This is a genomic window from Nonomuraea polychroma (assembly GCF_004011505.1).
Taxonomy (GTDB): domain Bacteria; phylum Actinomycetota; class Actinomycetes; order Streptosporangiales; family Streptosporangiaceae; genus Nonomuraea; species Nonomuraea polychroma.
This window is the reverse complement of record NZ_SAUN01000001.1, coordinates 1,031,691-1,057,208: the sequence shown is the minus strand read 5'-3', so window position 1 is coordinate 1,057,208 and position 25,518 is coordinate 1,031,691. Positions and strand designations below refer to the sequence as shown.

General features: G+C 70.6%; 21 protein-coding genes. 13 read left to right on the top strand and 8 right to left on the bottom strand.

Annotation, left to right across the window (positions count from 1 at the left end):
• Window positions 1–143: 143 nt before the first annotated feature.
• On the top strand, window positions 144–2,045 hold the full coding sequence (locus EDD27_RS04680; protein ID WP_127931244.1) for a primary-amine oxidase: 1,902 nt from the start codon (window positions 144–146) through the stop codon (window positions 2,043–2,045).
• Between the two features lie 173 nt (window positions 2,046–2,218).
• Here EDD27_RS04680 and EDD27_RS04675 read toward each other — a convergent pair whose 3' ends face one another.
• A complete protein-coding gene (locus EDD27_RS04675) occupies window positions 2,219–3,550 on the bottom strand; it encodes an MFS transporter (RefSeq protein WP_127931243.1) in 1,332 nt (443 codons plus the stop codon).
• Window positions 3,551–3,743: 193 nt separating this feature from the next.
• Between EDD27_RS04675 and EDD27_RS04670 the strand changes: the two genes are divergently transcribed.
• The 5 genes from EDD27_RS04670 to EDD27_RS04650 all read left to right on the top strand — a co-directional run bounded on the left by EDD27_RS04670 (window position 3,744) and on the right by EDD27_RS04650 (window position 8,643).
• Window positions 3,744–4,304 carry a hypothetical protein gene (locus tag EDD27_RS04670; protein WP_127931242.1) on the top strand — a complete coding sequence of 187 codons (561 nt, stop codon included), beginning with the start codon at window positions 3,744–3,746 and terminating at the stop codon, window positions 4,302–4,304.
• Between the two features lie 82 nt (window positions 4,305–4,386).
• Entirely contained in the window at window positions 4,387–5,466 is a 1,080-nt protein-coding gene (locus tag EDD27_RS04665) for an NAD(P)H-dependent amine dehydrogenase family protein (RefSeq protein WP_127931241.1), read from the top strand.
• Complete coding sequence (locus tag EDD27_RS04660; RefSeq protein WP_127931240.1) at window positions 5,463–5,969, top strand: carboxymuconolactone decarboxylase family protein; 507 nt, start codon at window positions 5,463–5,465, stop codon at window positions 5,967–5,969. Before EDD27_RS04665 ends, EDD27_RS04660 begins: the two co-directional genes overlap by 4 nt.
• 16 nt (window positions 5,970–5,985) lie before the next feature.
• Window positions 5,986–7,578, top strand: coding sequence for a GMC oxidoreductase (locus EDD27_RS04655; RefSeq protein ID WP_127931239.1), 1,593 nt, complete (start codon window positions 5,986–5,988; stop codon window positions 7,576–7,578).
• Window positions 7,579–7,839: 261 nt separating this feature from the next.
• Complete coding sequence (locus EDD27_RS04650) at window positions 7,840–8,643, top strand: IclR family transcriptional regulator domain-containing protein (protein ID WP_127931238.1); 804 nt, start codon at window positions 7,840–7,842, stop codon at window positions 8,641–8,643.
• A gap of 209 nt (window positions 8,644–8,852) precedes the next feature.
• Here the strand turns inward: EDD27_RS04650 and EDD27_RS04645 are convergent, their stop codons facing one another.
• Genes EDD27_RS04645 through EDD27_RS04625 form a run of 5 tightly spaced genes read right to left on the bottom strand, consistent with a single transcriptional unit; the run spans window position 8,853 to window position 13,172 of the window.
• Window positions 8,853–9,818, bottom strand: coding sequence for a quinone oxidoreductase family protein (locus EDD27_RS04645; RefSeq protein WP_127931237.1), 966 nt, complete (start codon window positions 9,816–9,818; stop codon window positions 8,853–8,855).
• A 25-nt stretch (window positions 9,819–9,843) separates the two neighbouring features.
• Window positions 9,844–10,206, bottom strand: a complete 363-nt coding sequence (locus EDD27_RS04640; RefSeq protein ID WP_127931236.1) for a hypothetical protein — start codon at window positions 10,204–10,206, stop codon at window positions 9,844–9,846.
• Entirely contained in the window at window positions 10,203–11,069 is an 867-nt protein-coding gene (locus EDD27_RS04635; RefSeq protein WP_127931235.1) for a DODA-type extradiol aromatic ring-opening family dioxygenase, read from the bottom strand. The genes EDD27_RS04640 and EDD27_RS04635 overlap by 4 nt, the downstream gene beginning before the upstream one ends.
• Window positions 11,062–11,982, bottom strand: coding sequence for a citryl-CoA lyase (locus EDD27_RS04630; RefSeq protein WP_241563866.1), 921 nt, complete (start codon window positions 11,980–11,982; stop codon window positions 11,062–11,064). The genes EDD27_RS04635 and EDD27_RS04630 overlap by 8 nt, the downstream gene beginning before the upstream one ends.
• On the bottom strand, window positions 11,979–13,172 hold the full coding sequence (locus tag EDD27_RS04625; protein ID WP_127931234.1) for a CaiB/BaiF CoA transferase family protein: 1,194 nt from the start codon (window positions 13,170–13,172) through the stop codon (window positions 11,979–11,981). Before EDD27_RS04625 ends, EDD27_RS04630 begins: the two co-directional genes overlap by 4 nt.
• A 183-nt stretch (window positions 13,173–13,355) precedes the next feature.
• On the opposite strand from EDD27_RS04625, the gene EDD27_RS04620 reads away from it, so the two are divergent.
• Window positions 13,356–14,801 (top strand): amidohydrolase family protein, encoded by a 1,446-nt coding sequence (locus EDD27_RS04620; protein WP_127931233.1) that lies wholly within the window; start codon window positions 13,356–13,358, stop codon window positions 14,799–14,801.
• Between the two features lie 134 nt (window positions 14,802–14,935).
• Here EDD27_RS04620 and EDD27_RS04615 read toward each other — a convergent pair whose 3' ends face one another.
• Window positions 14,936–16,012: a LacI family DNA-binding transcriptional regulator gene (locus EDD27_RS04615; protein ID WP_127931232.1), complete on the bottom strand. Its 1,077-nt coding sequence runs from the start codon at window positions 16,010–16,012 to the stop codon at window positions 14,936–14,938.
• A 229-nt stretch (window positions 16,013–16,241) separates the two neighbouring features.
• Here EDD27_RS04615 and EDD27_RS04610 point away from each other — a divergent pair, with 229 nt between their 5' ends.
• The 6 genes from EDD27_RS04610 (at window position 16,242) to EDD27_RS04585 (ending at window position 24,404) form a co-directional block, all read left to right on the top strand.
• Window positions 16,242–17,549 (top strand): ABC transporter substrate-binding protein, encoded by a 1,308-nt coding sequence (locus EDD27_RS04610; RefSeq protein WP_206641245.1) that lies wholly within the window; start codon window positions 16,242–16,244, stop codon window positions 17,547–17,549.
• Window positions 17,543–18,475: a carbohydrate ABC transporter permease gene (locus EDD27_RS04605; RefSeq protein ID WP_206641244.1), complete on the top strand. Its 933-nt coding sequence runs from the start codon at window positions 17,543–17,545 to the stop codon at window positions 18,473–18,475. The genes EDD27_RS04610 and EDD27_RS04605 overlap by 7 nt, the downstream gene beginning before the upstream one ends.
• Entirely contained in the window at window positions 18,472–19,299 is an 828-nt protein-coding gene (locus EDD27_RS04600; RefSeq protein WP_127931231.1) for a carbohydrate ABC transporter permease, read from the top strand. The genes EDD27_RS04605 and EDD27_RS04600 overlap by 4 nt, the downstream gene beginning before the upstream one ends.
• A 1-nt stretch (window position 19,300) precedes the next feature.
• Complete coding sequence (locus EDD27_RS04595) at window positions 19,301–21,925, top strand: alpha-L-rhamnosidase (protein WP_127931230.1); 2,625 nt, start codon at window positions 19,301–19,303, stop codon at window positions 21,923–21,925.
• 23 nt (window positions 21,926–21,948) lie between these two features.
• Window positions 21,949–22,938, top strand: a complete 990-nt coding sequence (locus EDD27_RS04590) for an endonuclease/exonuclease/phosphatase family protein (protein WP_127931229.1) — start codon at window positions 21,949–21,951, stop codon at window positions 22,936–22,938.
• Between the two features lie 101 nt (window positions 22,939–23,039).
• Window positions 23,040–24,404, top strand: a complete 1,365-nt coding sequence (locus EDD27_RS04585) for a glycoside hydrolase family protein (protein ID WP_127931228.1) — start codon at window positions 23,040–23,042, stop codon at window positions 24,402–24,404.
• On the opposite strand, the gene EDD27_RS04580 is transcribed toward EDD27_RS04585, so the two are convergent.
• The gene (locus tag EDD27_RS04580; protein ID WP_127931227.1) at window positions 24,385–25,491 is read right to left on the bottom strand and encodes a LacI family DNA-binding transcriptional regulator; all 1,107 of its coding nucleotides are present in this window, start codon (window positions 25,489–25,491) and stop codon (window positions 24,385–24,387) included. The two genes, EDD27_RS04585 and EDD27_RS04580, sit on opposite strands and share 20 nt — an antisense overlap.
• Window positions 25,492–25,518 lie beyond the last annotated feature (27 nt).

Here is a 25,518-nt window from a genome sequence, read left to right as displayed (position 1 = left end):
GGCCGCGGGGAGCCGGACCAAGGGGATGCGCCTGGACCCGGTGGCGCACCTGGGTGGAACGGCGAGGGCCCCGGCAGCGAAGAAAAGGGTGATCCATGCTGACCCGACGACCCCCCGTAGACGGCGGCAAAGGAGCCCACGACATGAGCGCCCATCCCCTCGACAGGCTCACCGCCGACGAGATCCGGCACAACCGCTCGATCCTGGCGCAGGCCGGTCTGGTGGGGCCGGACACCCGCTTCCCGCTCGTCCAGCTGCGTGAGCCGGCCAAGAGCGAGGTCCTCGCGTTCACCGGCGCGGCCCCGCCGGACCGTCAGGTGATAAGCGTCCTGCTCGACACGGGGACCGGCGCCTGTGCGGAGACCGTGGTCTCGCTCACCCAGGACAAGCTGGTGAGGAGGCGTGACATCGACCCGGCCGCCGAGGGCCAGCCGCCCATCATGATCGAGGAGTACGCGCTCGTCGACGACATCGTCAAGGCGGATCCCGGGTGGCGAGCGGCGATGGCCCGCCGCGGCATCACGGACCTGAGGCTGGCCTGCCCCTGCCCCTGCCCGCTGTCGGCCGGGAGTTTCGACCTGCCGGGCGAGCGGGGCAGGCGGCTGCTGCGGGTCCTCACCTTCGTCAAGCACCGCCCCGAGGACCACCCGTGGGCCCACCCCGTGGACGGCCTCGTCGCCTACGTCGACCTGATCGAGCGGCGGGTCATCGAGCTGCACGATCATCGGCTCGCGCCCGTGCCGGCGGAGGAGGGCAACTTCGACGACGAGAGCGTCGTCGGCCCGCCGCGTGCCTCGCTCAAGCCCATCGAGATCACCCAGCCCGAGGGGCCGAGCCACACGGTCGAGGGCAACGTGATCGAGTGGGCGAACTGGCGGTTGCGGATCGGCTTCGACGCGCGCGAGGGCCTGGTGCTGCACCAGCTGACGTTCCGCGACGGCGAGCGCGAGCGCCCCGTGCTGTACCGGGCCTCGATCGCCGAAATGGTGGTCCCGTACGCGGACCCGAGCCCGGGCCGGTTCTGGCAGAACTACTTCGACGCCGGCGAGTACTGCCTCGGCAAGATGGCCAACTCGCTGGTCCTGGGCTGCGACTGCCTGGGCGAGATCACCTACTTCGACGCCGTCCTGGCCGACGACCACGGCGAGCCGTACACGATCGCGAACGCCGTCTGCGTGCACGAGGAAGACCAGGGCGTGTTGTGGAAGCACAGCGACCTGTTCACGGGTTCGGCCGAGACCCGGCGTTCCCGGCGCCTCGTGCTGTCCTATTTCGCCACGGTCGGCAACTATGACTACGGCTTCTACTGGTACCTGTACCTGGACGGCTCCGTGCAGTTCGAGTGCAAGTCCACCGGCGTGTTGTTCACCTCCTCCTACGAGGACGGCCGGTACGCCAGCGAGGTCGCGCCCGGCCTCGGCGCCCCCTACCACCAGCATCTGTTCTGCGCCCGCCTCGACATGACGGTCGACGGGGTGGCCAACGCCGTGGACGAGGTCGAGATCACGCCGGTCGAGGCCGGCGCGGGCAACCCGTACGGCAACGCGTTCACGACGACGGCGACGCGGCTGCGTACCGAGGCGCAGGCCGCCCGCCTGGCCGCGCCGGGCTCGGGACGGACCTGGCACATCAGCAACCCGGCGGTGCTCAACCGGCTGGGCCGGCCCGTGGCGTACGCGTTGTCACCCCAGGGCCGGCCGACACTGCTGGCGGCCGAGACCTCGTCGATCGCGCGCCGCGCCGCGTTCGCCACCAAACACCTCTGGGTGACCAGGTACGACAGCGCGGAGCGCTACCCCGCCGGCGACTACGTCAACCAGAGCCACGGGCAGGACGGGCTGCCCGCGTGGGTGGCGCGGGACCGCGACATCGACGGCGCGGACATCGTGGTGTGGCACACGTTCGGGCTCACCCACGTGCCGCGCGTGGAGGACTGGCCGGTCATGCCCGCCGACACGTGCGGCTTCACCCTGAAACCCGTCGGCTTCTTCGACCGGAACCCGGCGCTGGACCTGCCGAGACCGGCAGGCGACCACTGCCAGTAGCGGTCCATCAGGGCCCGCACGAACGGCTCGGGCATCCCGATCCCGATCAGGTGACGGGAGAGGTCCTCCGGCGGGGCCTCCTCGAAGCGCAGCGGCCGGCCGATGGCCTCGGCGATGGCGGCCACCATCTCCGCGTGCGACAGCGACTGCGGGCCGGTGACCAGCGCCGGGCCTCAGCCCTTCGAAGCTTGCGGCTCGTCGTACTCGACCGCGTAGTCGTACTGCGAACGATCCTTCAGCGCGAACGCCGCCGCCACGCTGATCAACGCGCAGACCGCCATGTAGATCGCGATGGCCATCGAGCTCTGGTACGTCGCGTACAGCCAGACGGCGATCAGCGGCGCCGGTCCGCCCGCCGTGACCGAGGCCAGCTGGTAGCCGAGCGAGGCCCCGCTGTAGCGCAGCCGGCCGGTGAAGCTCTCGGCGATGAACGTGGCCTGCGGGCCGTACTGGATGTCGTGGATCGGCGCGGCCAGCACGATGGCCAGGAAGACCAGCGACGGGACGCGGGTGTCCAGCAGCGGCCAGTAGATGAAGGACCAGACGACCATGGCGGCGGCACCGATGATGTACAGGCGCCTGCGGCCCACGATGTCCGAGATGTAGCCCCAGAACGGCACGGTGAAGAGCGACACGACGCCCGCGACGATCACGTACGTGTAGACGTCGCTCGCCTCGAACCCGAGCGTCTTGGTGGCGTACGTCAGGATGAAGACGGTGAAGACGTAGAACGGCGCCTGCTGCCCGGTCCGCAGGAGCGCGCTCAGCACGATCTCCCGCCAGTTCCTGACGATGACCTCGCGCACGGGGACCCGTTCGACCTTGTTCTCCGCGAGGACCTTGGCGAAGACCGGGGTCTCCAGGATGCCGAGCCTGATGTAGAGCCCGACCGCGGCCATCACGATGCTGAGCAGGAACGGGATGCGCCAGCCCCAGTAAGGGTCGATCGGCTGGAAGATCTGCAGCGCCAGGTAACCGAGCACGAGTCCGACGGGGACGCCGAACTGCGGCCAGCTGCCGAGGAACCCGCGCCGGCCGCCGCGCGACTTGCCCCACTCGGTGGCGAGCAGGACGGAGCCGCCCCATTCGCCGCCGACGCTGATGCCCTGCAGCAGGCGCAGAAGCGTCAGCAGGATGCCGCCCCAGATGCCGATCTGCTCGTAGGTCGGCACCAGGCCCACGAGCGCGGTGGCGACGCCCATGGTCAGCAGCGTGATGATCAGCGTGGCTTTGCGGCCGATGCGGTCACCGTAGTGGCCGAAGATCGCCGCGCCGATCGGGCGGGCGGCGAAGCCGCCGAAGTAGGTGCCGAGCGCGAGCAGCAGGCCCGTGGTCGGATCGCTCGTCGGGAAGAACAGCTGCGCGAAGATGGTGCTGGCCGCGAAGCCGTACAGGAAGAAGTCATACCATTCGATCGAGGTGCCCACGGCCGAGGCGATCACCGCCCGGACCAGCTGTCGTCTCTTTTCCTGGCCTGTGGCGTCGAGCGCCCGCTCCTCAACCATCTACCGCTCCTCGGTAGGGTCCCGCTTTCCCGTGACGTTACCTGAAGTGGTGGTGATGGTCACGAGGCAGATTTCCCGGGAAATGGAATGTCCGGCTCGGCCGGTGGCGCCGGGGCTTCCGTCCGGGCTGGGTTCAGGGCGGAGTTGACGGGTAGCGGAGCGGCAACCAGGGGTGCGAGAGGGGGGTCGTGCGATGCGTCCCATCGCTTCTGCCGTGATCGTCGCGGCCTTGGCGGCCGCCGCCGGTTGCCAGGGCCACGCGGGATTCGACTACAGCTCGACGAACATCCCCCAGAACCAGGGGGCCAACGTCGATGTGGGGAAGACCCTGCATCTGCGTAACGTCTTCCTGCTGGGTGGCGCCGACCCGGCCTCGCCCGCCCCGCAGCAGGCCCTGTACGCGGTGCTGATCAACGACAGCAACCGGCCGGCCAAGCTCGAACGCATCACCATCGAGGGAGGCGGGTCGGCACAGCTCCCTGGGCCCGTCACCGTGCCTCCCAACCAGCCTGTCGGCACCGGCGAGAAGCCACTCTGCACGGTCACCGGAGTGCGTCCGCGCGGCACCACGGTGCCGATGACGTTCTTCTTCAGCGGCGCCGAGCCCGTACGCGTGAACGTGCCGATCAAGGAGCAGACCGGCGTCTATACCGAGCTGACACCCACGCCGACCGGCTCGCCCACCCCCACGGCCCCGGCCACCGCCCCGCCGACGGGCACCGCGTCACCCTCCCCCACACCGACGCCGTCCTGACCGGGGCACCCCTCACCGAAGCCCGATCGCGACGGTGAGACCGCGTCTATACACCGAACCAAGCGCTTGCTACGCTCCGGCCATGGTGACCACGGTGGTCTGGGGTACCGGCAACATGGGGCGCGCGGCCATTCGCGCCGTCGAAGCGCATCCCGGGCTGACACTCACGGGCGTGCTCGTCAGCGACCCCGCCAAAGCCGGCCGCGACGCCGGCGATCTGGCAGCACTCGGCCACGAGGTCGGCGTGGCGGCGACCACGGACGTCGACGCCGTCCTGTCCACGTCCCCCGGCGCCGTCGTCTACACCGCCTCCGGCGATCTGCGCCCGGACGAGGCCCTCACCGACGTCATCACCGCGCTCCGCACGGGAGCCGTGGTCGTCACCCCGTCCCTCTACGCGCTCTACGACCAGCGCAACGCCCCACCCGAGCTACGCGCCCAGGTGCTGGCCGCAGTTTCCGAGGGCGGCGGCTCGTTGTTCGTCTCGGGCGTCGACCCCGGCTGGGGCAACGACGTGCTGCCGCTGCTGATCAGCGGGCTGGGGTCCGTCATCGACGCCGTCCGCTGCCAGGAGATCTTCGACTATTCCACGTACGACCAGCCCGACTCGGTCCGCTATCTGGTCGGCATGGGCCAGCCGATGGACTACGAGCCGCCGATGCTGGCCCCGACCGTCCCCTCCATGGTGTGGGGCGGCCAGGTACGGCTGATGGCCCGCGCCCTCGGCGTGGAGCTGGACGAGATCCGCGAAAGCGTGGAGCGGCGCCCGCTGGAGGCCACCGTGACCACGCCGCAGATGGGCGAGTTCGCGGCGGGCACGCAGGGGGCGGCGCGGTTCGAGGTGCAGGGCATCGTCGAGGGCGAGCCGCGCATCGTCGTCGAGCACGTCACCCGCATCCACCCGTCCTGTGCGCCCGACTGGCCGTCACCTCCGAGCGGCGACGGGGCACACCGGGTGATCATCGAGGGCCGCCCGCGTATCGAGGTGACGGTCGAGGCCACCGACGAGGACGGCAACCGCTCCGCGGGCGGCAACGCCACCGCCGCCGGCCGGCTGGTGAACGCCATCGATTGGCTCGTAACCGCCGAACCAGGACTGTACGACGCGCTCGACGTGCCGCTGCGCCCCCCGACCAGCAGACTCGGAAGGAAGCACCCGTGATCATCGACGTCCCCCAGGGCAAGGACCCGATCGCGTACGTGTGGGGCGAGATGGTCCCCGGCATCGGCGCCGCCGCCTCCCGTTTCTCGTTGTCGGTCTACGCCGACACGACGCTCGGCCTGCGCGAGTTCGAGGCGGCGCGGCTGCGGATCGCGCAGCTCAACGGATGTGTGTTCTGCCTGGACTGGCGGACGGAACGGGACGGCCAGAAGGTCGAGGAGGGCTTCGCCGACGCGGTGGCCGAGTGGCGCTCCACCACCGCCTTCGACGAGCGCACCCGCCTGGCCGCCGAGTACGCCGAGCGGTACGCCACCGACCACCACGGCCTCGACGAGGAGTTCTGGGCCCGGATGACGGCGTGCTACAGCCAGGTGGAGATCGTGGAGCTGAGCATGTGCATCGGCTCCTGGTGGGCGTTCGGCCGGCTCAACCGCGTGCTGGGCCTGGACACCGCCTGCGTGTTACCCGGCGGACCGTCGCCCGCCGGCGAGCACTCTCGATGAGAGCGAGGAACCCCCCATGAGCCACATCTCTCGCCGCGGCTTCATCACCGGCGCCGGCTCCGTCCTCGGAACCGCCGTCTTCGCCGCCCCCGCCCGGGCGGCCGCCGGCCCGATCGCTTCGGGGGCGCACGTGCCCGCCCTGGTGATCGGCACCGGCTACGGGGGCGCCGTCGCGGCGCTGCGCCTGGCCCAGGCGGGCGTGGACGTCCACATGATCGAGATGGGCATGGCCTGGGACACCCCCGGCTCGGACGGCAAGATCTTCTGCAACACGCGAGAGCCGGACTACCGGTCGTACTGGCTGCGCACCAGGACCAAGGCGCCGCTCAACTACTTCCTCGGCTTCCCGATCGACCGGGACATCCCGCGCCACACGGGCGTGCTGGACGCCGAGGAGTTCGGCGGGATCACGGTCTACCAGGGCCGCGGCGTCGGCGGCGGGTCGCTGGTCAACGGCGGCATGGCGGTCACGCCCCGGCGCGAGAACTTCGCTTTCGTGCTCCCGTCGGTGAACGCCGACGAGATGTACAACGTCTACTACCCGCGCGCCAACGCCGGGCTGGGGGTCGCCACCATCGACCCGGCCTGGTTCGACACGACCCCCTACTACCAGTACGGCCGCGTCGGCCGTAAGCACGCCCAGCGCTCCGGCTTCCCGTTCGTCTTCGTGCCCGATGTGTACGACTGGGACTACATGAAGCAGGAGGAGGCCGGCACCGTCCCGAAGTCGGCCTTGGACGGCGAGATCCTCTACGGCAACAACCACGGCAAGAAGACACTGCAGAAGACATACCTCGCCAGGGCCAAGGCCACCGGCAGGGTGGCGATCTCGCCCCTGCACAAGGTCACCTCGGTCGCCCCCGCGTCCGGTGGCGGCTACACGGTGGCCATCGAGCAGATCGACACCACGGGGAACGTCACGGCCACCAAGTCCGTGACCGCGGACCGGGTGTTCTTCGCCGCCGGCAGCGTCGGCACGAGCAAGCTGCTGGTCAGGCTGAAGGCGACCGGCGTCTTGCCGAACCTGAACGGCGAGGTCGGCAAGGGCTGGGGCGACAACGGCAACGTCATGTGCGGCCGTGCCAACCACATGTGGGACCCGACCGGCAGCCGCCAGTCGGCGATCCCGTGCTGCGGCATCGACAACTGGGCCGCCGGAGGCGCGTTCGCCGAGGTCGCGCCGCTGCCCACGGGCATCGAGACCTACGCCTCGTTCTACCTGTCGATCACCAGGAATCCGAACCGGGCCCAGTTCTCCTGGAACGCCGCGGCGGGCAGGGTGGAGCTGAACTGGCAGGCCGCGTGGAAGCAGCCGTCGATCGACATGGCCAAGACGATCTTCGACAAGATCAACGCCAAGGAGGGGACGATCTATCGGACTGATCTGTTCGGGATCTACAAGATCTGGGGCGACCACCTGACGTACCACCCGCTCGGGGGCGCCGTGCTGAACAAGGCCACCGACAACTACGGCCGCCTGCACGGCCATCCGGGCCTATACGTCATCGACGGGTCGCTGATCCCCGGCAACACCACCGTCAACCCGTTCGTCACCATCACGGCGCTGGCCGAGCGCAACATCGAGAAGATCATTGCAACCGACTTGTGAAGCCTAGATCCGGCCCCATCCGTCCTCCACAATGAGCGGGCCGGATCAGCTTCAGGGTCAGCCGCTATCTGCCCGATGAGCGTCTCCTTCGTCGGACAGCCGTCCGCTTCACGACCAAACGGAAACGCCACCGTAACACCACCGCCTTACCAGGCTTCGTATCCGCGGCTGAGGCGGGCAGCGCTATGCTCGCTCCAGCCGCCGCTGTGCGGACACACGGCCACGACGGTCTAGAGTCGGATCCGAGCAGGGAGGCGTTTCATGGCACGTGCTGACACCGGCCCCGATTTCATCGAGGCTCTGGCCCGCGGCCTCGATGTGATCAGGGTGTTCCAGCCGGGCCGGCCTGTCATGTCCCTGACCGAGGTGGCCACCGCCACGGGCCTGGCCCGGCCCACGGCCCGCCGGATCCTGCTCACCCTGCAGGAGCTGGGGTACGCCAGGAGCGAGCCTGGTGGATACGCGCTCACGCCCCGGGTGCTGGAGCTGGGGGTGTCGTACGTGCGCTCGATGGGGTTGTGGGAGGTGGCCAGGCCGCACATGGAGCGGCTGGTGGCGCAGACCCACGAGTCGTCGTCCATCGCGCAGCTCGACGGGTCCGACATCGTGTACGTCGCCCGCGTGGCCGTGCCGAAGATCGTCACCCTGTCGGTGCAGATCGGGACCCGCTTCCCCGCGCTGCAGACGTCGCTGGGGAAAGTGCTGCTGGCGGCGCTGCCGCCGGACGAGGTGGACCGGGTGCTCGCGGAGCCCAGCCGCTCGGGGGTGCAGCCGCGCTGGCGGCCGGACGTGGCCGAGCGGGACGCGGCGCTGCGCGAGGTGCGGGCGAAGGGGTGGGCGCTGACGGATGAGGAGCTCGCCCTGGGGATCCGCAGCGTGGCCGCGCCGCTCAGGGACGGCCTGGGCAACGTCATCGCGGCGATCAACGTCAACGCGCACGCGGCGGAGACGTCGGTGGAGCGGCTGGCCGAGGTGCACCTGCCGCTGCTGTTGAAGACGGCCGGCGCCATCAGCGCCGACTGGGCCCTGTACGAGACGGTCCCCCAGGTCACGATGACCTCCTGATCCACCGCCCCGGCCATCCCCGCCACCCGCCCCTGCCCTGGACCCACGTCCTCCCGGCAGGTCCGCCGCGCCCCGGCCCCACCACGGCACTTCGCCTCACACCGCCCGCACGCCCGGTGAGCACGGCCGGCACCGGCGGTGTCGGCGCGGGCGATGCGAGCTCGGTCATTGGGGCGGGCGGGTGTGGGGCACGGGGTCGGTGGGGTTTGTCAGGACGGTTGGAGCGTCAGGACGAGGCGGCCGGATGTGGCGCCGTGGGATTGGCGGCGCCAGGCGACCTCGATCTCGTCCAGCGGCACAACCTCATGGGCCACTTCCAACCGCCCCAGCGTGGCCAGCTCCGCGATCCGCCCGATGGCGATGGCGCGTTGCTCCCTGGTCAGCTCATTGTTCGTGTAGCCGAGCACCCGGAGCGACCGGCTCCGCAGGGTCGCCGAGTCCAGCGGGCACGTCTCCCCCGCCGAGCTGCCCAGATTCACCAGCCGCCCGTACGGCCGCAAGGTGCGGGCGGCCGCGGCGGCCGGCACCCCGAAGAGCGGGTCCAGCACCAGGTCCAGCGGCCCGTCGCAGGCCACCGCGAAGCGCGCGGCCAGTTCCTTCACGTCGTCCGTGTCGAGCGCGACCACGGCGTCCGCGCCCGCCTGCTCGGCCCGTTCGCGCGCGGCCGCGGAGCGAGCCGCCGCGACGACCCGTCGCGCGCCCGCGACCCTGGCCAGCTGCACCGCGGCCTGTCCGACCACGCCTCCGGCCCCCAGCACCAGCACCTGCTCACCGGCGGCGAGCTCGCCACGCCAGGTCAGCGCCATGTGGGCGGCGACCGCCGACAGCCCCAGCGCGGCCACGGCGACCGGGTCGGTCCCGGCGGGCAGCTCCACGAGGTCGTCCGCGGGCACGGAGGACAGCTCGGCCATGCTGCCGTCACCGGGCGCCATCCCCGCGGCCGTCGGGAACCACACCAGCGTGCCGTCCCCGACCGTCCCGACGCCCTGGACGCCGGGCACGTACGGGGTGGCCGGGACGCCGAAGTAGGAGGCACCGCCGGCGCACAGCAGGTCGAGCGGGGTGATGGGCGCCGCGAGCACCCCCACCAGCCGTTCTCCGCGCCCCGGCTCCGGCGCCGGCCGCTCGGTCACCCGGGGCGGCAGCCCGCAGGTCTCGATCTGCGCGGCACGCATCAGCGACTCCTCCTCACGGTCGCGTTCAGGTGGCGATGTCCGGGTACGGCAGGTCGTGGTGGGACAGGCGCCGGGCGTACTCCAGCTGGAACCCGAGCGGCTCGGCGTAGTCCCGCTCGAACATCGCGATGAACAGCGTAAGCGTCAGGAACGGATGCGCACCAAGCTCGAACAGTTTGGGATGGTCGTGCGTGGCGAGCGCTTCCCGCTCGGTGTCGTCGAACCGCAGCCACGTGGACGACTCGCCGGTGTGGCAGCCGAGGATGCGGTTGCCGTACTCGGCCTCCCACCACTCGACGGTCGCCCGCGGCTGCTCGCGGTAACGTTCGACCAGCTCGGGATCGCGGTCGACGGTGAACAGGAATTTGTTGAGCAGATACTTGCTCACGGCCGGCCGCCTCCGTTCGGGTACCAGGTGAAGTACGCCTCCATGGTGTGGAACAGGTCGTAGGTGTCGACGTAGTCGGCCTTCCTGCCTTCGCCCGCGACGCCCATCATCAGCATGAAATCCATGAAGCCGTGGGTGGCGTTGCCGGGTGCGTGCAGGCTGTCGAGCGTCACCTCGGCCAGGCAGCCCTCGATGTCCCCTGAGGAGATCCATTCGACGGCGCGCCGGTCGAACTCCGGGTCGGGCCCGTGCGGGCCGAACTGGCGGGGGCCGCCGAGCTCGAGCGACAGATGCCCGGTCCCGATGACCGCGACCCGCCGCTCGGACGGCCACGACTCGATCAGCTGCCGGATCGTCCGCCCGAGCTGCACGAACCGCTTCGGCTGCGGCAGCGGCGGGGCGAAGATGTTGGTGTAGATCGGCACGATCGGCAGGTCGTTCTGCGGGCGCAGGGTGATGATCGGGCAGGTGATCGAGTGGTCGATCCGCAGCTCGTTGGAGAAGGCCAGGTCGAAGCCGGCGTCCAGGCCCTCGCGCAGGATGTAGGCCGACAGGTCCTCCTGGCCGGTGAAGAACATCCTGGGCAGGCCGAACTCGCGTTCCTCGTTGGAGAAGTTGGCGTCGTAGAAGGGGGCCTTGCCGACGAGGAACTGCGGCATGTTGTCCAGCCAGAGCTGGTGGAAGTGGTCGGAGCCGACCATGACCAGCACGTCGGGCCTGGCCTTGGTCAGGGTCTCGCGGAACGCCTCGACCTTGCGCACCCACTCGTCGGCGAACGGCGGCCGGTCCTCGCCGGTGCTGGTGGAGGCGCGGTAGTAGAAGGGATGGTGGGTGGACGCGATGACCGCGACGAGTTCAGCCATGCAAACCTCCGTCGGCGTACGGCTCGGGCGGGATGGAGCGGTTGTTGAGGTCCACGGACAGGAAGATGTCGTTGGCGACGGGACGGCGCAGCTCTTCGGCGAGCTGGCCGATCAGACCGGCGGTCCTGGCGAGCAGCGCGAAGGCCCGCAGCAGTTCCAGGGGCAGGCCGAGGTCGGCCAGCGCCGCCCCGCACACCCCGGCCCCGTTGAGCGGCAGAGTGCGGCCCAGGACCTGCGGGTGGACGCGGCCGATGGCGGCGAAGAGCGACAGGTGCGGCCCGAACAGGCCCTCTTCGGCGGCGATCTGGAAGAGCCGCGGTGTGCGCGGGTCGCCGTCCTTGTGCACGTGGTGGCCGAGGCCGGGGATGAGCTTGCGCTCCGCGCGCCGGGCCCGGACGGTCTCCAGCGCGAGGGCGTCCCAGCCGGCGTCGTCGTCCGGGATGGGGTGGTCGCGCAGGACCTCGTTGAGGAAGCGGCCGCAGTCCTCGGTGACGCCGAGGAAGCGGGAGCCGCCGCCGAGCAGCCCGGCCGCGAGCGCGCCCTGCACGGAGTCCGGCGCGGACAGGTACGTCAGCCGGGTCACGATGGCGGTCGGCGTGAACCCGTGGTCGGCGAGGGCGGCCAGGACCGCCTCGAAGACGCGGATCTCGCCGGGCGTCGGGCGGCGCTGTGTGGCCAGCCAGAACGCCAGCTCGCCGAAACCCACCTGGCCCATGACGTCCTCGGCCAGGTCCTCCCCGAGCAGCGTGATCGTCTTCAGCGACGACGCCCCGAGCGCCGTCGGGTACTCGCGCGCCGTGCCGGACCCGGGCACATGGGACTGCGTGCCGGACCCGGGCACATGGGACTGCGTGCCGGACCCGGGCACATGGGACTGCGTGCCGGACCCGGGCACATTCGGCTCCGTCGTCACGCCTGATCTCCTTCCGCCCGTCGGGCGGGCCCCGCAAGCCACTTGCGCAGCTCCGCGCCGTGCTCGTCGAGCTCCGGTGGCGGCAGCGTATAGCTGACCGGCGTCTCTGAGAACCGGATCGGATGCCGCGTGGTCGGCACCGCCCGCTCCCCTTCCCCCACCTCGACGACGGGCTCCAGACCGAACCGCTCGGCCATGGCGAACCCGCCGTCGATCGTGTTGATCGGCCCGCTCGGCACCCCGGCCTCGACGAGCAGCTCGAACCACTCGACGGCACCCCGGGTGGCGAGCCGCTCGACCAGGATCGGGCGCAGCTCGTCCCGGCGTGCGGTGCGGTCGGCGTTGCGGGCGAAGCGCGGGTCGTCGGCGATCTCGGGGATCCCGAGCACTTCGCACAACTTGCGGAACTGGCCGTCGTTGGCGGCGGTGACGATGAGGTCGTTGTCGGCGGTCGGCAGCGGCTCGTACGGGAACACGCTCGGGTGCGCATTCCCCATCCGGTACGGCACGACGCCGCCCGCGACGTACGCGGAGCTGTGGTTGACCAGCCCGGTGAGCGCCGACGACAGCAGGTTGACCTCGACGTGCTGTCCCTGCCCTGTGGCCTCGCGGTGGCGGAGCGCGGCGAGGATGCCGATGACGGCGTGGTTGCCGGCCATCACGTCGAACACGGAGATCCCGGCCCGGTACGGCGGCCCGTCCGGGTCGCCGGTGAGGCTCATCAGCCCCGACATGGCCTGGACCATGAGGTCATAGCCCGGCACCCGGGCCCCGGCTCCCGACCCGAACCCGCTGATGGAGGCGTACACGATGCCGGGGTTCGCGGCCCGGACGGCGGCGTGGTCGAGGCCGTATTTGGCCAGCCCGCCGGGCCGGAAGTTCTCGATGAGCACGTCCGCGCGCCGGGCGAGCTCCCTGGCGGTCTCGGCGTCGGCCTCGTCCCGCAGGTCGAGCGCGATCGACCGTTTCCCCCGGTTGACGCCGAGATAGTACGTCGACACCTCGCCTCGTACCGGCGGCGTCCAGGACCGTGTGTCGTCCCCTGCGGGCCCCTCGACCTTGACCACGTCGGCGCCCAGGTCGGCGAGCAACATCGTGGCGTACGGCCCGGCCAGGATCCGGGAGAAGTCGGCCACCAGCACGCCCGACAGCGGTCCGCCCCCGACCGGCGTGTTCGGCTCGTCTGTCATCCGGCTCCCTTCCACGCATGTGTTCGCTACACGGACGATTGTCCGTAATCGCGATTCTGGCACACACCCGCATTCCGACCCAAGTGCAGCGGAGGCTCTTGACACCGTTCCCGGCAATCGTAGAGTTACGGCCAACAACATGACCGTGTGGCGGACAACCGTTCGGAAGATCGGAGTTCAGCGATGAGCGAGCGGACCGAGTTCGAGGCCGGACGGCCTGTGGTGCTGCGCGGCGGCACGGTGCTGCCGATGGACGGCGGGCGCACGGTGCTCGAACGCACCGACGTCCTGGTGACCGGCGACCGGATCGCCGCGGTCGGTCCCGATCTCGAGGCGCCCGAGCACGCCGTCACGATCGACGCGTCGGACGGCATCGTCATGCCCGGCATGATCGACACCCACCGGCACATGTGGCAGACCGCGCTCCGCGGCTACGGCGCCGACTGGACGCTCACGCAGTACTTCGTCTGGTTCTACCTGGAGCACGGCACATTGTTCCGGCCCGAGGACGTGCACGCGGGCAACACCCTCGCCGCGATCGAGGCGCTCGACGCCGGCGTCACGACGGTCGTCGACTGGTCGCACGGCCTGCAGACCGTGGACCACGCCGACGCCGCCGTCGACGCGCTGCAAGCGGTCCCGGGCCGGTACGTGCTCGCGTACGGCAACATCCAGCAACCACCGGCCGAGTGGACGGCCGCGCCAGAGTTCCGCGACTTCGTGGCCCGCCGGATCACCGGCGACGACATGCTCGGCTTCCAGCTCGCCTTCGACGTGCTGGGGGATCCGGCCTTCCCGGAGAAGCCCGCGTTCGAGGTGGCGCGGGAGCTGGACGCGCCGGTCACCACGCACGCCGGCGTGTGGGGCGCGACCAGCGACGACGGCATCCGGCTCATGTACGAGCACGGCTTCATGACCCCGCGGAACATCTACGTGCACGCCGCGTCGTTGTCGGCCGACTCCTATCACCGCATCGCCGCCACCGGCGGCTCCATCTCGGTCTCCACGGAGAGCGAGCAGAGCGCCGGCCAGGGTTACCCGCCCACCTGGGCGGTACGCGCCCACGGCATCCCGGTGTCGCTGTCCATGGACACCAGCGTGTGGTGGAGCGGCGACCTGTTCTCCGCCATGCGCACCACGCTCGGCGCCGACCGCTCCCGCGAGCACCTGGAGGCGCACGCCAAGGGCGACACCGTCACGCACTGCGGACTGCGGGCCGACCAGGTCGTCGACTGGGCCACCCGGGGCGGCGCCGACGCGCTCGGCCGCGACGATCTGGGCGTGATCGCGGCAGGCAAGAAGGCCGACCTGGTGCTCATCAAGAACGACCGTTCGCCGGTGTCGTTCCCGTTGCTCCACCCGTACGGACACGTCGCCTTCCAGGCGCAGCGCGGCGACGTGCACACGGTCCTGGTCAACGGGCGCGTGGTCAAGCACGAGCACGAGTTGCTCGGCGTCGACCTCGCGGCGGCGCGCCGCCAGGTGGAGCGCACGGTCGACTATCTTCGCTCGGAAATGGGGGAGGATGCCTGGGCCAAGGGCATGAACCCAGACATCCCCGCGACGAAGATCCTCGACAATCCATACACGTACACCGACTACCGCAGCAACGCGACACACCGCCTCTGAGCGCCCGGCCGCCGCGCCTATCCGCGCGATCGCCGCGTCCGACGCCAGGCTCTCGGTGCGGGTGCACAGGAGCTCGCGCAGCGTCATCCGGCAACATCACGTCGAGCGGGAACGGGTTCGCTCATGCCACGGTTCTACTCACCTTGAGTGGGAGAAACCTGTGAACCCCGGCCGCGTGTCCCGGCGGCACGAGCCGTCGACCGGCGCGGCACGAGGGCCGGCGTGACGCAGAACTGCACGGCCGTCGTGCGTCCCTCGATGCGTTCGAGCAGGAGTCGACCGGCCGTCCTGCCCATGATGGCGCCGTCCTGGTCGACGCTCGTCAGCGAGATGTGCGCCAGTCCGGCCGCGCGGGTGTTGTCGTAGCCGGCCAGCGAGATGTCGGCGGGCACGGCCAGGCCCGCCTCGTGGATGGCGGCAAGCGCGCCGAAAGCGGCCAGGTCCGCCCCGGCGAAGATGGCGGTGGGGCGCGGTACCCGGGCCAGTAGCTCACGGGCGCCCGTATAGCCCCCTGCCTCGGTGTAAGAGGTGGTCGCGACCGAGATCTCGCCGGCCAGGCCGTGCTCGGCCATGACACGCCGATAGGTCTGCTCCCGGATGGTGTGCAGCAGCGTGGCGGGGCGGCCCTGGTTGCGGTCCTTCTGGGCGATGTGGGCGATGCGACGGTGCCCGAGTGCGATCAGGTGCTCCACGGCCAGCTCGGCGCCCGCCTCGTCGTCGTTGTTGACGCAGTCGTAGACGGCCGACCGCTCGTGCGGGCCCAGCACGACGGTGGGGGTGCCGGTGGCGACCTCCTCCAGGCCGCTCTTGGAGCTGAGCGGGGCGACCATCAGAATGCCGTCCACCTGCCGGTCCACCAGCGCGTCGATCGCCCGGCTCTCCCCCTGCGGGTCCCTGCCGCCCTGGACGAGGATGGCCTGGTAGTCGGTGCCGCCGAGCTGCGCCATGAGGCCGTCGAGGATCTCGGCGAAGAACGGGTTGTTGATGTGCGGCAGGAGCACGCCGATGGTGAACGTGCGCCCGCGCATCGCCCGCGCCGCGTTACGCGGGCGGTAGCCGAGCTCGTCGATGGCGGCCCGGACGCGCTCGCGCATGGCCGCGCTGACGCCGTAGGCGTTACGCAGCACTTTCGACACCGCGGTGGTGGAGACCTGAGCGCGGCTGGCCACGTCGGCGATCGTGACCCGGCGCCCTCGACCGGCCCCGTCCATACGCCCGCCTTCCCGTAGGAACCCCTTCGGACAGTACGGTTCAAGCATCGGAAAGCCGTGGGTAACGTTACCCATTCTATTGATCCCGAATTCCTGTTTGAGAGCTATCGTGGCGGGTCACGATTGGGGATCGTTCCCCAAATTCGCCCTTGACGGCCCCGTCGTGTGACGCCTACGTTAACTGGCATCGGGGGCGTTTAAAACGTTTCAACGGACCCGGAGGGGCGTTGTGAAGACCTCGCACCGCGCACTGGGAGCGGCACTGACCGTTCTCGTGATGGCGGCCCTGACCTCCTGCGGCTCAAGCTCAGGCTCCGAGCCCGCCGCCGGCGGCACCACCACCCTGACGTTCCTGGTGGACAACAGCCAGGCGACTGTCGACACGGCCAAGGCGCTCACGGACGCCTTCATGCAGGCCAACCCCACCATCAAGATCGAGACCGAGACGCGGCCGGGCGGCAGCGAGGGCGACAACATCATCAAGACCAGGCTCTCGACCGGCGACATGTCGGACGTGTTCTGGTACAACTCCGGCTCGCTGCTCCAGGCACTCAACCCCGCCCAGACCCTCGTCGACCTCACCGGCGACCCGGTGCTGCAGAACGTGCAGAAGGACTTCCTGCCCGTGGTGACCCAGGCGGGCAAGGTCTACGGCGTGCCGGGCGGCACCGCGATGGGCGGCGGCATCCTCTACAACCGCAAGGTCTACGACAAGCTCGGCCTGAAGGTGCCCACGACGTGGGCGGAGTTCATGGCCAACAACGACAAGATCAAGGCCGCCGGGATCACGCCGCTGATCTCGACGTTCAAGGACACCTGGACCTCGCAGCTGTTCGTGCTGGGCGACTTCTACAACGTTCAGGCCGCGGTGCCGAGCTTCGCGCAGGACTACACGGCCAACAAGGCCAAGTTCGCCGCCACGCCGGCCGCCCAGGCCGGTTTCGACCACCTGGCCGAGGTGCACGCCAAGGGCTACCTCAACGAGGGGTTCGGCTCGGCCACCGCCGATCAGGGCATGAAGATGCTGATCGAGGGCAAGGGCGCGCACTATCCGATGCTGAGCGCCCAGTTGCCGCCGCTGGTGGCCACCATGCCGCAAGCGGCCACCGACGTCGGTTTCTTCGGCATCCCGGGCACCGACCCGGCCAAGAACGGCGCCACCCTCTGGGAGCCCGCGGGCCTCTACATCCCCAAGACCACCGAGAAGCTGGAGGCGGCCAAGAAGTTCCTGGCCTTCGTCGCCTCGCCGCCCGCCGCCGACGCGGTCAGCAAGGTCGTCCAGCCGGCCGGGCCGTACCGGATCCAGGGCGCCAAGCTGCCCGACGACGCCATCCAGGTGGCCAAGGACCTGCAGGCGTACGTCGACAAGGGCGCCACCGCGCCCGCCCTGGAGTTCGTCTCCCCGGTGAAGGGCCCGTCCCTGGAGCAGATCACCGTCGCGGTGGGCTCCGGGCTGACGCCGCCCGCGGAGGGCGCCGCACAGTACGACAAGGACGTGGAGAAGCAGGCCAAGCAGTTGGGGCTCGCCGGGTGGTGACGAAGCAGGCCACCGGGTCCCGTACGGGGCCCGGCCCGGCCCCCGGGCAAAGGCACGTCCGCGCCTCGAAGCAGCGCGCGGCGTACCCGTACACGCTGTACCTGCCTGCCGCCGTCGTCTACCTGGTGATCTTCCTGGTGCCGACGGTCATGGCCTTCTACTTCGCGCTGACCCGCTGGACGTTGTTCGACAGCACATTCGTCGGGCTGGACAACTTCCGCGACTTCTTCGCCGAGCAGAATCTGCGCATCGGCTTCGCCAACACCCTGTTCTACGCCGTCCTCACCAGCGGGCTGAAGGTGGTGCTCGGGCTGCTGCTGGGCGTGTTGCTCACCTCGAAGTTGCGGCTGCGGGGCTTCCTGCGCTCGGTGGTGTTCTTCCCGGTACTGGTGAGCACCGTCGCCGTCGGCATCACCTTCAGCGCGCTGCTGCGGCCCGACACCGGCCTGGTCAACAAGGCCCTCGCGCTGGCCGGGATCGACGGGCCGGACTGGCTCGGGGACGCCGGCACCGCGCTGTTGTCGGTGGCGCTGGTGGACGTGTGGAAGGGCGTGGGCATCGCCACCGTCATCTACATCGCCGGGATCATGTCGATCCCCCGGGACTACTACCAGGCCGTCGCCGTGGACGGCGGCAACGCCTGGCATCGCTTCCGCCACGTCACGCTGCCGCTGAGCTGGCCGGCGACGTACTCGGTGATCATCCTGTCGTTCATCGGCGGGCTGCGGTCGTTCGACCTGATCTGGACGATGACGCGCGGCGGGCCCGGCTTCACCAGCGACACCATCGCCTCGATCATCTACAAGCAGTACCAGGCTGGCTTCTTCGGCCTGTCCACCGCGGGCAACGTCATCCTCTTCGTCGTCGTCACCGCCATCGTCGTCCCGCTCAACTACTTCCTGGGCAAGAGGCAGGCCACGCTATGAGAGCGCTCAAGAGGTTCGGTGTGGAGGGCATCGCGCTGCTGCTGGCCACCGCGATCTTCCTGGTGCCGTTCTCGTTCATGCTGCTGACCGCCGTCAAGGACGAGGTGCAGTCCAGCGACCTGGACTTCGCCTGGCCCACCAGCTGGCCGATCGTCCAGAACTTCGTCGAGGTGATCGAGGCACGCGACTACGTGCTGCTGCGGGCCTATCTCAACAGCACGATCCTCACGGTCGCGTCGGTCGCGCTGATCGTCGTCTTCGCCGCGATGGCCGCGTTCGTGCTGCAGCGCCGCGCGGGCAAGATCGGCTCACTGGCGAATTTCCTGGTGCTGTCCGGGCTGATCATCCCGCCCGCGATCGTGCCCACGATCTGGCTGCTGCAGGCGCTCGGCCTGTTCAAGTCCCTGCCCGGGCTGATCCTCGTCGAGGTGGCCTTCGGCCTGTCGTACGCGGTGCTGCTCTTCCGGGCGTTCGTCGCGGCCATCCCGCGCGAGCTGGACGAGGCCGCCATGATCGACGGCTGCACCGGGCTCACGCTCTTCTTCCGCGTGGTCTTCCCGCTGCTCAAGCCGGTCACCATCACGGTGATCCTGACCACTTCGGTGGCCGTCTTCAACGACTTCGTCAACCCGCTGTACTTCCTGCCCGGCGACGACAACGCGACCGTGCAGGTCACCCTCTACAACTTCCAGAGCCAGTACAACACGCAGTGGAACCTGCTGTTCATGGACATCGTCCTGATCACGATCCCGCCGCTGCTGCTCTTCGTTTTCTTCAACCGCAAGATCGTCGACGGAATGACCGCCGGCGCCATCAAGGGATGACATGACCTCTCTGCACCTCCACGCTCCTACGTTCGAGCATCATCAGCAGCCGTTCGGCATCGGAGAACCGGCGCCTCGCCTGTCCTGGACTGTCACCTCCGACGTCCCCGGCTGGCGGCAGCAGGCGTACGAGATCGAGCTGAGCGACGGCACGGCGACCGGCCGCGTCGAGTCCGGCGAGTCGCTGCTCGTGCCCTGGCCGGGCACCGGGCTGCGCTCGCGCGAGCGGCGCGGCGCGCGGGTGCGCGTGTACGGCGCCGACGGCTCGGCCAGCGACTGGAGCCCTTGGTCGTGGGCCGAGGCCGGGCTGCTGGACCCGGCCGAGTGGCGGGCGGGGGCGGCCGGGCCGCCGCTGGACCTGCTGGGTGTGCCGGACGGGCCCGCGCTGCTGCTGCGCCGCGAGTTCGTCCTGCGCGGCCGCGTGGAGCGGGCCCGCCTGTACGTCACCGCGCACGGCACGTACGAGGTCGAGCTCAACGGCCGGGTCGTCGGCGACGACGTGCTCGCCCCCGGCTGGAGCAGCTACGGCCACCGCCTGCGATACCGCACCCACGACGTCACGGACCTGCTGCGCGAGGGCGGCAACGCCATCGGCGCCACCCTGGCCGACGGCTGGTACCGGGGCCGGATCGGCTTCATGGGCGGCAAGACCGACATCTACGGCGACCGCACCGCGCTCATCGCCCAGCTGGAGATCACCTACGCCGACGGCACGATCGACACCGTCGTGACGGACGGCGCATGGCGCTGCGCCACCGGCCCCGTCACAGGCGCGAGCCTGTACGACGGCGAGAAGCACGACGCCCGCCTCCTCCGGCGCGGCTGGTCGGAGCCCGGCTTCGACGACACCGCCTGGCTGCCCGCCGACCTGCTGCGCCACGACCCGGCCCGGCTGGTGGCGCCGACGGGCCCGCCCGTGCGCCGGGTGGAGACGCTGAGCCCCGTCGAGGTGCTGACCGGCCCGTCCGGGGAGACCATCGTCGACTTCGGCCAGAACATCTCCGGCCGCCTGCGCATCCGCGTCCAGGGCCCGGCCGGGCACACCGTCACGCTCCGGCACGCCGAGGTCCTGGAGGGCGGCGCCCTGGCGGTGCGGCCGCTGCGCGACGCGGCTGCACTCGACCAGTACACGCTGCGCGGCGACGCCGGGCCGGAGGAGTGGGAGCCGCGCTTCACCATGCACGGCTTCCGCTACGCGCAGGTGGACGACTGGCCGGGCGAGCTCGACCCGGCCGACGTCCAGGCCGTCGTCTGCCACACCGACATGCGGCCCGTCGGCGCGTTCGACTGCTCCGACCCGCTGCTGAACCGCCTGCACGACAACGTCGCGTGGAGCATGCGCGGCAACTTCGTCGACCTGCCCACCGACTGCCCTCAGCGTGACGAGCGGCTGGGCTGGACCGGCGACATCCAGGTCTTCGCCCCCACCGCCGCCTTCCTCTACGACTGCACGGGACCGCTGGCGTCCTGGCTCGCCGACCTGGCGGCCGAGCAGGCCGAGCTCGGCACGGTCCCGCCGTACGTGCCGTGGGTGTCGCTGCTGTTCCCGCCCGCTCCGGCCGCCGCCTGGGGTGATGCCGCGGTGATCGTCCCGTGGGTGCTCTACCAGCGCTCCGGCGACCTCGGGCTGCTGCGCGCCCAGTACCCCAGCATGGCGGCGTGGGTGGACCAGGTGGCCGGGCTGACCGGCGGGAACCACCTGTGGGACGAGGGTTTCCAGTTCGGCGACTGGCTCGACCCCGCCGCTCCCCCGGACGATCCGGGCAAGGCGCGGACCGACCACGCGCTCGTCGCCACCGCCTACCACGCCTGGACCGCCCGCATCGTGGCCGACACCGCGGCGCTGCTCGGCCGCTCCTCCGACGCCGAGCACTACACCGCGCTGGCGACGGAGGTGCGGGAGGCCTTCCGCCGCGAGTTCGTCACCCCGTCGGGGCGGCTGGCCTGCGACACCCAGACCGCCTACGCCCTCGCCGTGTGCCTGGACCTGCTGGACGGGCCGGAGCAGCGGGAACGGGCGGGCCGCCGGCTGGTCCAGCTCGTGGCCGCCGACGACCACCGCATCGGCACGGGCTTCGTCGGCACCCCGCTGGTCTGCGACGCCCTGTGCTCCGTGGGCGCGTACGACACCGCCTACGCGCTGCTCATGCAGCGCAACTGCCCTTCCTGGTTGTATCCCGTGACGATGGGCGCCACCACGATCTGGGAACGCTGGGACAGCATGTTGCCCGACGGCACGGTCAACCCCGGCGAGATGACCTCCTTCAACCACTACGCGCTCGGCGCGGTGGCCGACTTCCTGCACCGCACGGTCGCCGGCTTGGCGCCGGCCGCCCCCGGCTACCGCGAGCTGCTGGTACGCCCGTGGCCCGGAGGGGGCCTGACCCGCGCGAGCGCCGCGCTGGAGACGCCCTTCGGCCGGGCCGAGGCAGGCTGGGAACGCGCCGGCGGGCGGCTGGAGCTGCGCGTGGTCGTCCCGCCGAACACCACGGCCACGGTCCACCTGCCGTCGGCCCCCTCCCGGCCGATCGCCGTAGGATCCGGGGAACACGTCTTCACGTGCGCGTTCCGGGACCCGGCGGACGATCCAGGACCGGCTGACCGGGCCGCCATCATGGAAATTTAATGATGACCGCTTAAGTTCGTGGCGTGCTTTTACAGGAGGCCGCCGCGAACGAGGCGGTGCCGGGCCGGCCCCGGCGCAAGTGGGCGGCGCGGCTCACCGTGGGGGTCGCGGTGGTGTTCGCCGTGGGGACGGCCGTGCGGCTCGGCGGGCTGGAGTCGGGGGTCCTGCTCGTGCCGCTGGTCTCCTTCACGCCGTACTTCGCGGTCGCGGCCCTGGTCGTGCTGGCGGTGGCGGTCGTCACGCGCAGCCGGGCCGCGATGGCGGTCATGCTGGCCGTGTGCGCCTGCCTGGCCTGGTGCGTCGTGCCACGGGCGATCGCGACGTCGAGCTCGGCCGAGGGGCGGCCGCTGCGCGTGCTGACCGCCAACCTCAACGGCGGGCGCGGTGACACGCAGGTGATCGTCGACCTGGTACGCAGGCTGAACGTGGACGTGCTCAGCCTGCAGGAGCTGACCTGGTCGGCCCGTGACCGGCTGGCGGCGGCCGGACTCGAGGGGCTGCTGCCGTACCAGGTGAGCAAACCGGAGACGTGGGGCCCGGTCGGCAGCGGCGTGTACGCGCGGTACCCGCTGCGGGAACGTTCCGGGGTGTTCCAGCCGGTCGGGCACCACATGCCGGTGGCGGAGGTGGCGCTGCCCGGCGGATCGGCCGTGGAGGTCGTGGTCGTGCACCCGGTGGCGCCCGTGCCGAGGACGGTGCCGGAGTGGGAGGCCGGCGTGAGCACGCTGCCGCCCGCCCCGTCGTCGGGCCCGCCACGGATCCTCGCGGGCGACTTCAACGCCACGCTCGACCACGCCGTCTTCCGGCGGCTGCTGGACACCGGCTACACCGACGCGGCGGCGGCCACCGGCCAGGGGCTGGTGCCGACCTGGCCGATGCGCAGGCTCCCGCCGTTGGTGGCCATCGACCACGTGCTCACCGACAGCCGGGCCGGCGCGGTCGCCGTGCAGATCCACGACGTGCCGGGCTCCGACCACCGCGCGCTCTTCGCCGACCTGCGGGTGCGGCCATGAAGCGCGGCCGGCGGTAACGCTTCACTGGCAATCACGTTCCCGGCCACCGCTCAAGCGTCCGTCCGTGCGATGCTCAGCCAAACGAATCATGAGGAGCCCAGGTGTCTTCGGATAGCGGGAAATCGATGTGGGGGCGGCCGATCCCGGGGATCGCCGCCGCCGCGCTGGCACTGGTCTTAGCGAGTTGCGGCACCGTCGCCTCCCCTGGCCCGGATCCCGCCACCTCCGCGCCACAGCAGTCGGCGACGCAGTCGCCCCCCGAGGCGCAGAAGCCGCCGGCCGTGGAGCCCGACTGGCCGCGCTGGGGATTCACCCACACGGGGACCAGCGCCAACAACGTCACCCCGCAGTTCGAGCAGACCGTGGCCCAGTCGCTGTCCCGCGTCCCGATGTTGCAGAACCAGCACATCATGGGCTTCGGGGCGCTCAACCCGCAGCCGCGGCGACAGGAGTACTTCTGGGAGGACCTCGACAGCCGCACCACCTTCATGAAGCAGTCCCGCGGCACGCCCATCATCACGCTGTGCTGCGCGCCCGACTGGATGAAGGGCGGCCCCGAGGGCCCGACGTCGCAGGAGGGCTGGGCCGAGCATCTGGAGGACGCCCCGTACCCGCAGCACTTCGACGACTTCGCCAAGCTGGCGGCGACCGTGGCCGAGCGGTACGAGGACGTCGACTACTTCCTGGTCTGGAACGAGTTCAAGGGCTTCTGGAAGGACCACTCCAAGCCCGCGGACTACAAGGGCTACACGGAGCTGTACAACAAGGTCTACGACGCGGTGAAGGCGGTCCGTCCCGACGCCAAGATCGGCGGTCCGTACATCGGATTCGACAGCAACAGGACCGGCGACTCCGAGCTGCGCGGCGACTGGGGCGTCGTCAATCAGAACGTCCTGGACGCCTTCAACTACTGGTACGAGAACAAGAAGGGCGCCGACTTCATCGTCGTCGACGGCGCCTCCCCGACCGACGCCCACGAGTTGCTGCCCGACGAGTTCGGCGCGCTGAGCAAGTTCAGCGCGGTCACCCAGTGGCTGCGCAAGAAGACCGACGACATGCCGATCTGGTGGTCGGAGTGGTATTTCGAGCCCGAGGACGGCACCACCTGGCGCGAGAACAAGCGGCTCGCCGTCCAGGCCGCCTCCATGATCGAGTTCGCCAAGAGCGGTGCCGCCACGGCGCTCTACTGGAACCCGCAGGCCAAGGATGGTCCCTGCCGGGCCTGCCTGTGGCACCCGAAGAGCGGCGCGCTGCTTCCGACCGGGCAGTTGGTGAGCAACTTCGTCAAGTGGTTCCCGGCCGGGGCCGAGCTTGAGGAGGTCACCTCCTCCGACCCCAGGGTCCGGGTGCTGGCCCAGCCGGACCAGCTGCTGCTGGTGAACACCACGGACGCGCAGGTCAGCACGACGGTGGACGGCAAGGAGCAGGCGCTGAAGCCGTATGAGATCAAGTGGAGTGACCGCTAGGCTCCCGCGGCGGCGCCACCGAGGCCCGCTGGATCAGGCGGGAGCGCAGCGTGTGCATCTCGCGGGCCGGCTCGGCGCCCGCGAGGATGCCGAGCAGCACCTCCGCCGCCTTGGCCCCCAGCTCGTGCACCGGCTGCTCGATCATCGTGAGCGGCGGCTCCATGACCGCCGCCCACGCGTTGTCGTCGAACCCGATCAGCGACACGTCGTCCGGGTAGGACAGCCCGGCCGCCCGCAGGGCCCGCAGCGTGCCGGTCATGCCGTCCGTCTCAGTGCAGAACACGGCCGTGACGCGATCGGGCAGCGCCAGCATGCGGCCGACCTCGAGCACCACCCGTGCCTCCGTCTTCGGCCCCACCATCACCAGCTCCGGGTCGAAGGGGATGTGCGCGTCGTCGAGCGCGTCGAGATAGCCGCGCAACCGCTCGCCGTCGGTCCACAGGTTGCGTGAGGCCGCCGCCACCAGCTCGCGCCTGGTGGACGGCGGCTCGGCCACCGGCGGTCCCCACACGAACCCGATCCGGCGGTGCCCGGCCGCGACGAGCCCTTCGACCGCCTCCCGCGCCGCGTCGCGGTTGTCGATCACGACCGCGTCGAGGTCGAGCGCGGCGACGGCCCGGTCCACGAGCACGACGGGGATGCCCCGGTCCATGGCCGACTTGATGTGCGCGACCTGGTTGCGCTGGAGGGCGGCCGAGGCCACGATGACGCCGTCGACGCGCTTGTCGATCAGCACGTTCGTGGCCGCGATCTCCTCCTGGAGGTCCTCGTACGTGCTCAGCACGATGACGTCGAACCCCCGGGCCCGCGAGGTGTCGGAGATGCCCCGCAGCAGCCCCGCGAAGAACGGGTTGCCGATGTCGGCCACGATCACGCCCAGCGTGTGGGTCACGCCGGTGGACATGCTCCTGGCCAGCGCGTTGGCGCGGTAGCCGAGCTTCTCGGCGGCCGCGAGCACCCGCGCGCGCAGCTCCGGGCTGACGTATCCGTAGCCGCCGAGCGTGCGGGCCGCCGTGGCGCGGCCCACGCCCGCCTCGGCCGCCACCTCGGAGATCGTCGGCCCGGCCTGGCCGCGCTCAGCTGGCATGGATCCCGTCCCTCGCTCCCGATCGGC